We start from the raw sequence: 11,252 nt of genomic DNA, 5'->3' as shown, positions 1-11,252 counted from the left end.
CGGCAGCATCGGTGCGTATGGCGAGGAATTTGACTATCCGGTCTTTTGTGACAAATACGGCGAGCATCGCGATTTGAGCGTGATGGGGGCAAGAGAGGACGAGTCTGAGAAGTTTTATTTTAAGAAACCCTTAACACAGGGATGGTGTGCGGTCGAATATCCGGACGGAACGGAGCTTACGATGCGTTTTCCGGCAGACAAAATACCGTATCTGGGCATATTGCAAAACCGCGGTGGGTTCCGCGATATCTACAATATTTTTCTGGAACCATGCAGCGCGCCCTTCGACCGTCCGGATGTTTCGCGTCTGCGCGGACAGCAAAGCGTGCTCAAGGGGAATTCCGCTTATCAGTGGTATGTGGAAATAGAAATCCGGTCCAAACAATGAAACGGAGGATAATGTGATGCAGACAGTATTGCCAGTCGGCTTGCGCAGGGACGGGTCTTATTATACGAGGATCGTCTGGGCGAGCCATACCGAAAGCGACCCGACCTTCTGGGTGTGTAACGTGATCACGGACGACAATGCGCGCGGGGGCGGCACATGGGGCACAAACACCACAGGCCCGGCAAACCTTGTGCTTGATTTTTGGGGAGAGACACAAAGTATTTCCAAAATAGACTTTTTCCGCAATGTAGGGCTCGATATCAGCATCTTAGAGGAGCTCGCAAAGAATATCAATATTTACGTTACGAACGACGATGCAGGAAGCAAGCTGCGGCGCAAAGACGACGACATCGATTCTGTAGACTGGAAGCTTGCAGGAAGCGTAGAAACGCAAAAGGCTGAGGGATGGGAACAGGTAATGCTTGAGAAGCCGGTCGAAGCGCGGTTTGTGCGTATCGAGCTTGTGGACAATCATGGCACGCCGCCGGATATCCCGTGGACGGAGATCAATCAGGTCAAACTGTATCCGTGAGAAAGGGACGGCTGTGAAAAAGAATATAGGGATCGACATCGGCGGCACGAAGGTCATGCTTGGCGTAGTGGACGAAGAAGGAACGATCCTCATAAAAAAGAAGATACCCATGCAGCCGGAGCTTTCTGCTGAAAATATGATCGGGCAGATCGCGCAGGAAGCGCGGCGTATGCTGGATGACGCGAACATCGGGATGGAAGAAATCAGCTTTGTGGGCGCGGGCGTACCGGGAACGGTGGATACGGCGGCAGGCATCGTCGAGTATTGTCCCAATATTTGCTGGGACAGCGTGCCTGCAGGAAAGTATTTTCGTGAAGCGCTTGGTAAGGAAACGCTTCTTTCGCAGGATTCGCGGTTGGCGGCGCTGGGTGAGTCGCTGTTTGGCGCCGGAAGGGACTATGGCAGCATTGCGTGTATCACGATCGGGACAGGCATCGGCTGTGGTCTTATTTACGGGAAAAAAATATTTGGCGGTGGTCTTGGGACTGCGGGCGAGCTGGGGCATATCGTCTGTGAAGCGGACGGAAGACAATGCCCGTGCGGAAACCGCGGCTGCCTGGAACGTTATAGCTCGGGGACGGGCATCCTTTTAGAAGCAAAGGAGAGCTATCCGGTTCAGTTTGCGGGTACGGTACGCACAGAGGATGTTTTTGATCTGGCATATGCGGGAAGCACTTCCGCAAAAGAGGTCATTGCGCGCAGCGTGAGCCGGCTGGCAGACGGCATTGTGACGCTGGTCAATATTTTTGCGCCCGAGGCTGTTATTATCAGCGGCGGGCTATGCGAGCATAAGGAACTGGTGATCGAACCATTACAAAACGCGGTACAAATGCGCGGGTATCCCGCGTGGACACGGCAGAGCAGGCTGCCGGTCAGAAAAGCAGAGCTAGGTGCAGACGCGCCTATGATCGGCGCTTCTGCTTTGTATCGCGGGATATAATGGAAAAAATGTGCGCCTTTGGCGTACATAATATATTTATTATGGAGGAACCAAAGAATGGACCAAAACGAAAAGAAGCTGTCGCCGGAGCTGCTGGCGAAATACATCGACCATACGCTGCTGAAACCGCCGGCGTCCTTAGACGACATCCGCAAGGTTTGCGACGATGCAAAAAAGTATAACTTTGCAAGCGTTTGTGTGAACCCGACCTACATCAAATTCGTAGCGGAGTATCTTGTGGGGACGGATATCGTTCCCTGCTGCGTGATCGGCTTCCCGCTGGGAGCAAATACGCCGGAGGTCAAGGCTTTTGAGGCGGCGAATGCAGCGGATCTCGGCGCACGCGAGCTGGATATGGTGATCAATATCGGCGCGATTAAATCCGGCGACTGGGCGCTTGTGAAGCGCGATATCGAGGGCGTGGTAAAAGCGGCGGGCGACCGAGCGCACGTCAAGGTGATCATTGAAACATGTATGCTGACAGATGAAGAAAAGGTAAAGGCGTGCGAGATCAGCAAAGAAGCGGGTGCGCACTTTGTCAAAACCTCTACGGGCTTTGCTGATGGCGGCGCAACGGTAGAAGACGTACGCCTCATGCGCAAGACAGTAGGGGAAAATATCGGCGTGAAAGCGTCGAGCGGCATCAAGACCTATAAGGACGCTGCGCGTATGATCGAGGCGGGCGCCAACAGGCTTGGTACAAGCGCAGGCGCGGACATCATCGCCGGAAGCTAAGCAAATATAAAAAAATACGGCATCACTTACCGCTGCCGCATTTTCAGTACTCCATGAAAAAAACACCCAAGGCCTATGCCTTGGGTGTTTTTTATTCTTCGTTCGCAGGATCGTCGATTTTGCTGTTTTTTTGCGCAAGATCAAGGTTTTTTTGCGCCTTTCGCAAATGCTGCCGCATTAGCTTGGCAGCGTTGACGGACGAGCCTTCCATGATCGCGTTTGCAATGCGCGTATGGTCTTCCAGTGTTTTTTCCGGTTGGTTTGGCAGGTTCATCGTGGCCTGACGGCTCTTGGATAACAGCTCTGAACAAAGCTCGCATATCATCGAAAGTGCGCTGTTCTGGGAAATTTCCGCAATCAGGTTATGGAACTCGTCATCTTCTTCCCAGGGATTTTGTCCGTTTTCAATGGCTGTGCGCGTTTTTTCAATCGTTTCTTGTAAACGCTGTGCGGATTCAGGCGTGATGTTTTTCGCCGCCAGTGAAGCGGCCTCCGTTTCTAACAGCTCGCGCACATGGATCAACTCGCGGATCAGCTTTTCATCCTGAGAAAACATCACAGAGAACGGCGAGATCACGTTGTCGATGGTGACAGAACGGATATACGTCCCGCCGCCGACCTTTGATTCCAGATAGCCGAGCGTCTCCATAGAGCGCAGCGCCTCTCTGATGGCGGTACGGCTGACGTGCAGCATTTCCGTAAGTTGGCGTTCGGAGGGCAGGCGGTCACCCGGCTTTAGGGAACCGTTTTTGATCAACCCAAGCAGCTGGTCGATAATGTCTTCATATAACCTCGTTTTTTTCAGTGGTTCCAGTACTGGCTCCATAGTTGTCCCTTCCCGGTGGCTTGCATTTAAAAAAGCAGCTCGCATATAACCACTATATTACATAAATTATAAAAAAAAAGCAAATCATATCTTGACATTGGATTTATGGTATAATAGTATGATGGTATGACCAATTTACAATGACGAACATCATATGAGAACACAAAGCAAACAACCGAATAATAGGAGGGGCCATTTTATGGATTATGCAAAGGAAAGTTTGAAAAAACACTATGACTGGAAAGGTAAGATCGAAGTGATCGCCAGGACACCCGTAGCGGATAAGGACGACCTCTCTTTGGCGTATACACCCGGCGTTGCCGAGCCTTGTATGGCGATCCATGAGGACGTAGATAAGAGCTTTGACCTGACACGCCGCTGGAACATGGTAGCGGTCGTAACGGACGGTACGGCGGTTCTCGGTTTGGGGGACATCGGCCCGGAAGCGGGTATGCCTGTTATGGAAGGCAAATGCGTGCTGTTTAAATCGTTTGGTGATGTGGATGCTTTTCCGCTGTGTGTACAGTCTAAGGATGTGGATTCGATCGTGGAAACGGTGTACCAGATCAGCGGTAGTTTTGGCGGGATCAACTTGGAAGATATTGCGGCACCGCGTTGCTTTGAGATCGAGAAGAAACTAAAAGAGCGCTGCTCGATACCGATCTTTCACGACGATCAGCACGGTACGGCGGTCGTTACGGCGGCGGCGATGGTCAATGCGCTCAAGCTGACGAACAAGAAGCTTGAGGAACAGGTATGTGTCGTTGCAGGCGCAGGCGCGGCAGGCGTTGCGTGTACAAAGCTGCTGATGAGTATGGGGCTTAAGAACGTTATCCTGTGCGACCGTAAAGGCGCGATCTATGAGGGCAGGGACGGCCTCAATGAATCCAAAGAGGAAATGGCGAAGATTTCCAACCGCGAAATGATCAAAGGCAGCCTTGCTGACGTACTGAAAGGCGCGGACATATTGGTGGGCGTTTCCGGGCCGGGCATCGTGACAAAGGAAATGGTTGCTTCGATGAATGCGGATTCGATCATCTTCGCAATGTCTAATCCGACGCCGGAGATCATGCCGGACGAAGCAAAGGCGGCAGGCGCTGCGGTGGTCGGTACGGGCAGGAGCGATTTTGCCAACCAGATCAACAATGTACTTGCGTTCCCGGGCATCTTCCGCGGCGCGCTTGATGCACGCGCAAGCGATATCAACGACGAAATGAAGATCGCGGCGGCTTATGCCATCGCCGACCTGATCACAAAAGAAGAACTGGCAGCGGATTATGTGATCCCCGCGCCCTTTGATAAGCGCGTGGGCCCGGCTGTCGCAAAAGCAGTTCATGACGCTGCGGTAAAAAGCGGCGTAGCAAGGATATAAGGATAGGGGAAAACCCAGAGGAGAAGGAAAATGGAAGATGCAATGGTAATTGACCAGCTGGTAGAACGCGCAAAAGCTGCGCAGGAAGTGCTCGCGGGATATTCGCAGGAGAAGATCGACGAGATCGTGAAAATGTTCGGCAAGGTCGTTTTTGATCATGCGGAGGAGTTTGCGAAGGAAGCGGTCGAAGAAACGCGCATGGGCGTTTATGAGGATAAGGTAGCGAAGTGTAAGGGAAAATCAAGGATCATCTGGAACAACCTCAAGGGCAAGAAGTCGGTCGGCATCCTAGAAGAAGATGAGGAAACGGGCATCACGATCATGGCGAAACCGATGGGCGTTGTGGGCGCTGTTACACCGTGCACAAACCCGATCGTGACACCGATGTGCAATGCGATGTTTGCGATAAAGGGCGCGAACGCGATCATCATTGCACCGCATCCGCGCGGCAAAAAGGGTGCAAAACGCATGGCAGAGCTTTATTATGAGCAGCTCGACAAAATGAATGTGCCGCGCGACATCTTTTTGGTGATCGAAGAACCGTCCATCGAGCTGACGAACGAGCTAATGAAAAAGGTCAATGTCGTCATCGCTACGGGTGGTGCGGGCATGGTGAAGTCGGCGTATTCCAGCGGCAAGCCGAGCTTTGGCGTAGGGCCGGGCAATGTGCAGGGCATCATCGACCGCGATGTGGACGTCAAGACGGCGGTTTCGAACATGATCGCATCCAGAATATTTGATAACGGCGTTATCTGTTCGGGTACGCAGACGATCATTGCGCCCCGTGAAAAATATGATGAGATATTGCAGGAGTTTCAAAATCAGGGTTGCTATTATGTGTACGATCCGGATCGCGTAGAGGTGTTCCGTAAGGCGATATTCCCGGGCGGAATCATCAACAAAGACGCGGTAGGGCAGTCGGTACAGGACATTGCGAAGCTTGCGGGCGTCGAAGTGTCGGAAGGGACAAAGGTGATCATCTTAAAGCCGGGTGCATATGGCAGGGACGACGTACTGAGCAAAGAAAAAATGTGTCCTGTTATGACGGCATACGCCTACGATACGTGGGAAGAAGCGGTAGAGATCGCTTACCAGAACCTGTGCTATGAGGGCGCGGGGCACTCGGTAGATATCCAATCCAACAACGACGAACATATCAACTATGCAGGGCTCAGACTTCCGCTTTCCCGCCTTGTGGTCAACCAGATTTGTGCGACAATGGCAGGCGGCGCTTTTGCGAACAGCTTATCGCCGACAACGACGCTCGGCTGTGGCAGTTGGGGAAACAATTCCATCAGTGAAAATCTTTCTTACTTCCACCTGTTCAACAAGTCACGGATCGCGCGTGTCAAGAAAGGCTGGGAGCAGCCGTCTGACGAGAAGATCTGGGAGTGAGCAAGCAAAGCGGAATCGAGGTGTGGGCAGGGGGCGATATGGCTCCCTGCTCCAAAAGGCAGAAGGGACGGATGGGCAACCATTATGAAATTACTGGAATATAAAGCAAAAGAAATCATGGAAAAATTCGATATTCCGACCATGAAGGGCGTTGTCATCGACAGCGCGGACGGGATACCGGAAAAAATCAAGGAAGCAGACCTTGCCTATCCTGTGGTCGTCAAGGTACAGGTACAGATCGGCGGACGCGGCAAGGCGGGCGGCGTGCAGTTTGCACAGGACGCGCAGGAGGCGACCGGCCTTTGCGAAAAGATGCTGGGTATGGATATCCGCGGGTTTGCGGCAAACGAACTGATGATCGTGGAAAAGGCAAACCCGGTCAAGGAATGGTATGTATCCATCATGCTCGATAGGCTTTCCAAATCTCCGTTGCTGATTTTTTCGCCGGTGGGCGGTATGGACATCGAAGAAACGGCACGCACCAACCCCGATAAGATCGCGAAAGTGCCGATGGACCCGTTCCGCGGTGTGCAGGACTATACCATCGACTATGCGATGGACGTGACGGGCGCTGACAAAGCGTACAAAGGGCAATTGAAGGATATCGCAGAGAAGCTGTTAAAAGCGTTTTACGCATACAATACGATGCTCATTGAGATCAACCCGCTGGTCATTGACAAAAGTGGAAAGCTGATCGCGCTTGACGGAAAGATCGAGGTGGACGACAACGCGCTGTTCCGTTTGCCGGATATGGTAGAATTCCGCGAACGACTGCAGGACGATGCGCGCGTGATCGAGGCGCGGCGGTCGGATTTTCATTTTGTACCCATCGAAGAAGATGGGACGGTGGGCGTGATGTCCAACGGCTCGGGCATGCTCATGAGCTGCATCGACTTGATCAGTAAAAAGGGAATGAAAGTGGGCGCGGCGCTCGACTTGGGCGGCGGCGCGACGGCGGAACGCATCAAAACGGCGGTCAAGATCGTGCTTTCGGGCAGCAGCATAAACGAAGTATTTATCTGTATTTTCGGCGGTATCACGCGCTGCGACGAGGTGGCAAAGGGCGCGATCATGGCGCTTGAAGAAGCACCGACAGGCAAGCGTGTCGTACTGCGTATGGAGGGTACCAACAAGGATGAGGCAATCAAAATCGTGGGTAGCGCAAGGCGGGAAATCACGATGGCAGGCAGCCTGCTTGAAGCGGTGGATGTACTTTGGGAGATGCAGGAGGGCGTGAGCAAATGAGCATTCTGATTGATCAAAACACAAAATTACTTGTTCAGGGAATGACAGGACGGGAGGGCTCGTTCCACACGCAGACCATGCTGGATTACGGGACAAACGTCGTTGCGGGCGTAACGCCGGGCAAGGGCGGCACAGAGCTGATGGGCGTTCCGGTTTTCAATACAGTGAAGGAAGCGGTGGAAAAAACGGGCGCAAACGCGTCGGTCGTATTCGTTCCCGCACGGTTCACGCCTGCAAGCGTGTGCGAAGCAGTAGATGCAGGAGTCCCCATTGTGATGACCATCTCGGAGCACACTCCCGTACACGATATGATGAAGTGCTACTACATTGCGCGGGAAAAGGGCGTGAGGCTGTTCGGGCCAAATTCGTTCGGTGTGATCTCGCCCGGAAAATGCAAGGCGGGATTTATGCCGCACAAATATTTCACTGAAGGCGGCGTAGGCGTGATGTCGCGCAGCGCGACCAACTGCTATGAAACTGTCATGATGATGTCGGAAAACGGGATCGGGCAAACAACGTGCGTGGGCATCGGCGGGGATATGATCCCCGGGTCTACGTTCATCGATCTGCTGCCGGATTTTGAGGAAGACGAAGAAACGGAAGCGATCGTGATGATCGGCGAGATCGGCGGCAGCGAGGAAGAGCTGGCGGCCGAGTACATCAAAAAGCATGTGACAAAGCCGGTGGTAGCGCTTATCGCAGGCAAAAATGCGCCCAAGGGCAAAAACATGGGGCATGCGGGCGCGATCGTCTCGGCGGACGGGACGGGCAGCGCGGAAAACAAAGAAAAGGCATTGCGTGACGCAGGCGTATACATCGCGGAAAGCACCAGCCACATTGTAGACCTGCTCAAGAAGATCCTATAAAAGGGAGGAGAAACAAATGGAAAAGGAACGTGCACTGAGGATATACCAGACCATGAACGAGATTCGTGCGTTTGAAGAAAAAGCATACAAGCTGTTTGAGGAAAACAAGCTGAGAGGTTCTGTACACCTTTGCACAGGACAAGAAGCGGTTGCGGCGGCGGTGTGCTCTAATTTAGACGACGAAGATTACATTGCAAGTACGCACCGTGGACACGGGCACTGCATCGCCAAGGGGGCAAAGCTCGACTTAGCGCTTGCGGAATTGATGGGCAAGGCGACGGGCTATTGTAAGGGACGCGGTGGCTCTATGCATATCGCAGACCTTACCAAGGGAAATCTGGGAGCAAACGCCATTGTGGGCGGTGGACTGCCCATTGCGTCAGGCGCGGCTCTGGCGCAGAAATTGCAAAAATTACCGCATGTGTCGGTGGCGTTTTTTGGTGACGGCGCCTCCAACGAGGGGACGTTCCATGAGGCGCTCAATATGGCGGCTGTCATGAAGCTGCCCGCAATCTTTGTATGCGAAAACAATGGCTTTGGACTCTCGACCCCTGTCGCGCAATCGACAAGCGTGGAAAACATTGCCGACCGTGCAGCGGGATATGGCATCCCGGGCGTGGTCGTGGATGGCAATGACGTGATCGCGGTAGACGAAGCATTTAAAACGGCAAAGGAACGTGCGATCCGCGGCGAGGGCCCGACATTGATCGAAGCGAAGACGTACCGCTGGCGTGGGCATTGGACGGGCGACCCGGAACCATACCGCAGCCGTGAGGAAGTGGACGCATGGAAGAAAAAAGATCCGATCGCGCGCTTCGAAAAATATATGGTCGAAAAGAAATTTGCAACAAAAGAAGAACTTGAGAAGATCAAAGCAGATGCGTATGCGCAGATGGATGCGGCGGCGGAGTTCGCGCTCACAAGCCCCGATCCCGATCCGGCGCATGTGATGGACGACGTATTCTACGAAGCGTGAGAAGGAGGGTAAAAACAATGAGTAAAAAAACGTATGCAATGGCAGTACGCGATACCCTGCTTTCCGAAATGAAGCGGGACGATAAGGTCTTTGTGATGGGCGAGGACGTACAGGTGCTGGGCGGCGTTTTCGGCTGCACGAGAGGGCTTGCGGATGAACTTGGAGCAGATCGCTGCTTCAACACGCCGATCGCGGAAGCGGAGATGGTCGGCGCGGGGCTGGGCGCGGCGTGCGCAGGGATGCGCCCGGTGGTCGAGCTGATGTACATGGATTTTACACTTGTGGCGATGGATCAGATCATCAACCAGGTGGCAAAAACGCGGTATATCTTTGGCGGGAAAGCAAAGATTCCGCTGGTGATCCGCGGACAGGAAGGGATTGGCCGCGGCAACGCAGCGACGCACAGCCAGTCGTTAGAGACGATATTCATGCACTTTCCAGGCATCAAGGTAGCGTGTCCTTCCACGGGCGAAGATGTTGCGGGGTTGCTGCGCACGGCGATCCGAGACGATAATCCGGTGCTGTTCTTCGAACATAAGGCGCTTTACAGCAACAAAGAGGAAGTGCCGGATGATCCGGATTTTATGATTCCGTTTGGTCAGGCAAAAATCAGGAAAGAGGGAACGGACGTCACCATCGTAGCAAACCTGCTTTATGTGTCACGGGCGCTTGAAGCGGCGGCGGAGCTTGAAAAGGAAGGAATTTCCGCGGAAGTGATCGATCCGAGAACACTGGTACCGTTTGATTACGAAACGATCGTAAACAGCGTAAAGAAAACGGGACGCCTTGTAACGGTGCATGAAGCGCACCGTACCGCAGGTTGGGGCGCGGAGGTTGCGGCGGAGATCACGGAACGTGCATTCCCGTATTTGGATCACGCGCCTATCAGGCTGGGGGCAAAGCAATGTCCGCTGCCGTTCAACGTTATTCTGGAAAACGCTACGGTACCGCAGGTCAAAGAAATCATCGATGCGGCGCGCGCGTCCATGTATAAGTGAGGTGTAGGGCAAAATGGCTGAAAAAGTAATTATGCCAAAGCAAGGTCTGCAAATGACGGAGGGCACCATCATGAAATGGCTAGTGCACGAAGGGGAAACGTGTACAGAGGGCAAGCCGCTGTTTGAGATGGAAACAGATAAGCTGACCATTACGATGGACGCACCCGCAAGCGGCACGTTGTTAAAAATTGTGCGGGCAGAAGGCGACGTAGTACCCATCACCGAGCTGATTGGTGTGATCGGCGAGCCGGGCGAGGATATTTCCGCGTTGATCGCGCAGACAGGGAACGAGGCGGCAGGTAATCAACCGACAGTGGAGAAAGCCGTGGCGGCAACAGCGGCAGCGCCTGCTGTCAAAGCTGTGGTTCCTACGCAAGCGGGAGAGCGCAAGTTCAGCACGCCCCGTGCGCGTATGCGTGCGGAGGAAAAGGGACTCCGCATTGCGGACGTCCCCGCAAGCGGGCCGGACAACATGGTGATAGAGCGCGACGTGCTTGGATTTGAGGGAGCTGTCGCAGCAAAGGCCACGCCGCTTGCAAGGAGGATCGCTGACATGAACGGCGTAGACATAAGCGGGGTAGACGGAACGGGTTCGCACGGGAAGATCACCAAAACCGATATCATGGCTGCAGTCGCCATGCGCAGCGCTGCAAAAGGCGGTGCGCCGCGCGGCGAACACATCGTCCCAATGAGCGGCATGCGCAAGGTGATCGCCGACCGTATGCAGGAGAGCTTACGAAATCACGCACAGCTCACGCACACGGTACGTGCCGATATGACGAACGCGGCAATGCTGCGCGAGGCATATAAGAAGGCGGACAAGAAGGTGTCTTACAACGACATCGTTTTGCAGGCAGTTAGCCGTGCGCTGACGGATTTCCCCATGATGAACGCAATGATTTCAGCAGAAGGGATCGTGATTCGCGATTATGTCAATCTTGGCGTGGCGGTCGCGGTAGAAAACGGACTGATCGTTCCC

General features: G+C 53.6%; 11 protein-coding genes and 1 pseudogene. 11 read left to right on the top strand and 1 reads right to left on the bottom strand.

Features of this window, described 5'->3' with window-relative positions:
• From VB081_RS06345 to deoC, 4 genes and pseudogenes are all read left to right on the top strand, one after another.
• A pseudogene (locus tag VB081_RS06345) lies at window positions 1-388 on the top strand (DUF5107 domain-containing protein); the annotation flags it as partial.
• A 16-nt stretch (window positions 389-404) separates the two neighbouring features.
• Window positions 405-920: a hypothetical protein gene (locus VB081_RS06340; protein WP_323399988.1), complete on the top strand. Its 516-nt coding sequence runs from the start codon at window positions 405-407 to the stop codon at window positions 918-920.
• A 13-nt stretch (window positions 921-933) separates the two neighbouring features.
• Entirely contained in the window at window positions 934-1,860 is a 927-nt protein-coding gene (locus tag VB081_RS06335; RefSeq protein WP_323399987.1) for an ROK family protein, read from the top strand.
• 57 nt (window positions 1,861-1,917) lie between these two features.
• Window positions 1,918-2,595 (top strand): deoxyribose-phosphate aldolase, encoded by a 678-nt coding sequence (deoC, locus tag VB081_RS06330; RefSeq protein ID WP_323399986.1) that lies wholly within the window; start codon window positions 1,918-1,920, stop codon window positions 2,593-2,595.
• A 91-nt stretch (window positions 2,596-2,686) separates the two neighbouring features.
• Here the strand turns inward: deoC and VB081_RS06325 are convergent, their stop codons facing one another.
• Window positions 2,687-3,421, bottom strand: coding sequence for a FadR/GntR family transcriptional regulator (locus VB081_RS06325; RefSeq protein ID WP_323399985.1), 735 nt, complete (start codon window positions 3,419-3,421; stop codon window positions 2,687-2,689).
• Between the two features lie 199 nt (window positions 3,422-3,620).
• Between VB081_RS06325 and VB081_RS06320 the strand changes: the two genes are divergently transcribed.
• The 7 genes from VB081_RS06320 to VB081_RS06290 all read left to right on the top strand — a co-directional run.
• Window positions 3,621-4,793, top strand: coding sequence for an NAD(P)-dependent malic enzyme (locus VB081_RS06320; protein ID WP_323399984.1), 1,173 nt, complete (start codon window positions 3,621-3,623; stop codon window positions 4,791-4,793).
• A 30-nt stretch (window positions 4,794-4,823) separates the two neighbouring features.
• Window positions 4,824-6,188, top strand: a complete 1,365-nt coding sequence (locus VB081_RS06315) for an aldehyde dehydrogenase family protein (RefSeq protein ID WP_323399983.1) — start codon at window positions 4,824-4,826, stop codon at window positions 6,186-6,188.
• An 84-nt stretch (window positions 6,189-6,272) separates the two neighbouring features.
• A complete protein-coding gene (gene sucC / locus VB081_RS06310) occupies window positions 6,273-7,433 on the top strand; it encodes an ADP-forming succinate--CoA ligase subunit beta (protein ID WP_323399982.1) in 1,161 nt (386 codons plus the stop codon).
• Complete coding sequence (gene sucD, locus VB081_RS06305; protein ID WP_323399981.1) at window positions 7,430-8,299, top strand: succinate--CoA ligase subunit alpha; 870 nt, start codon at window positions 7,430-7,432, stop codon at window positions 8,297-8,299. Before sucC ends, sucD begins: the two co-directional genes overlap by 4 nt.
• 16 nt (window positions 8,300-8,315) lie before the next feature.
• Complete coding sequence (locus tag VB081_RS06300; RefSeq protein WP_323399980.1) at window positions 8,316-9,275, top strand: thiamine pyrophosphate-dependent dehydrogenase E1 component subunit alpha; 960 nt, start codon at window positions 8,316-8,318, stop codon at window positions 9,273-9,275.
• A gap of 17 nt (window positions 9,276-9,292) precedes the next feature.
• On the top strand, window positions 9,293-10,273 hold the full coding sequence (locus tag VB081_RS06295; protein ID WP_323399979.1) for an alpha-ketoacid dehydrogenase subunit beta: 981 nt from the start codon (window positions 9,293-9,295) through the stop codon (window positions 10,271-10,273).
• A 13-nt stretch (window positions 10,274-10,286) separates the two neighbouring features.
• Window positions 10,287-11,252, top strand: a 966-nt coding sequence (locus VB081_RS06290; protein WP_323399978.1) for a 2-oxo acid dehydrogenase subunit E2, incomplete at its 3' end; no start/stop codon positions are given.

The sequence above is a fragment of the Christensenella sp. genome (assembly GCF_034927525.1).
In the GTDB taxonomy this organism is placed as follows: Bacteria; Bacillota; Clostridia; order Christensenellales; family Christensenellaceae; genus Christensenella.
Note: the sequence above shows the minus strand (reverse complement) of the source record. Positions and strands in the feature narration are given on the sequence as shown.

Bases quoted from the DNA above. Each gene is read 5' to 3' on its own strand.
- VB081_RS06340 (WP_323399988.1), top strand. From the start codon at position 405: ATGCAGACAGTATTGCCAGTCGGCTTGCGCAGGGACGGGTCTTATTAT.
- deoC (WP_323399986.1), top strand. From the start codon at position 1,918: ATGGACCAAAACGAAAAGAAGCTGTCGCCGGAGCTGCTGGCGAAATAC.
- VB081_RS06325 (WP_323399985.1), bottom strand. From the start codon at position 3,421: ATGGAGCCAGTACTGGAACCACTGAAAAAAACGAGGTTATATGAAGAC.
- VB081_RS06320 (WP_323399984.1), top strand. From the start codon at position 3,621: ATGGATTATGCAAAGGAAAGTTTGAAAAAACACTATGACTGGAAAGGT.
- VB081_RS06315 (WP_323399983.1), top strand. From the start codon at position 4,824: ATGGAAGATGCAATGGTAATTGACCAGCTGGTAGAACGCGCAAAAGCT.
- sucC (WP_323399982.1), top strand. From the start codon at position 6,273: ATGAAATTACTGGAATATAAAGCAAAAGAAATCATGGAAAAATTCGAT.
- sucD (WP_323399981.1), top strand. From the start codon at position 7,430: ATGAGCATTCTGATTGATCAAAACACAAAATTACTTGTTCAGGGAATG.
- VB081_RS06300 (WP_323399980.1), top strand. From the start codon at position 8,316: ATGGAAAAGGAACGTGCACTGAGGATATACCAGACCATGAACGAGATT.
- VB081_RS06295 (WP_323399979.1), top strand. From the start codon at position 9,293: ATGAGTAAAAAAACGTATGCAATGGCAGTACGCGATACCCTGCTTTCC.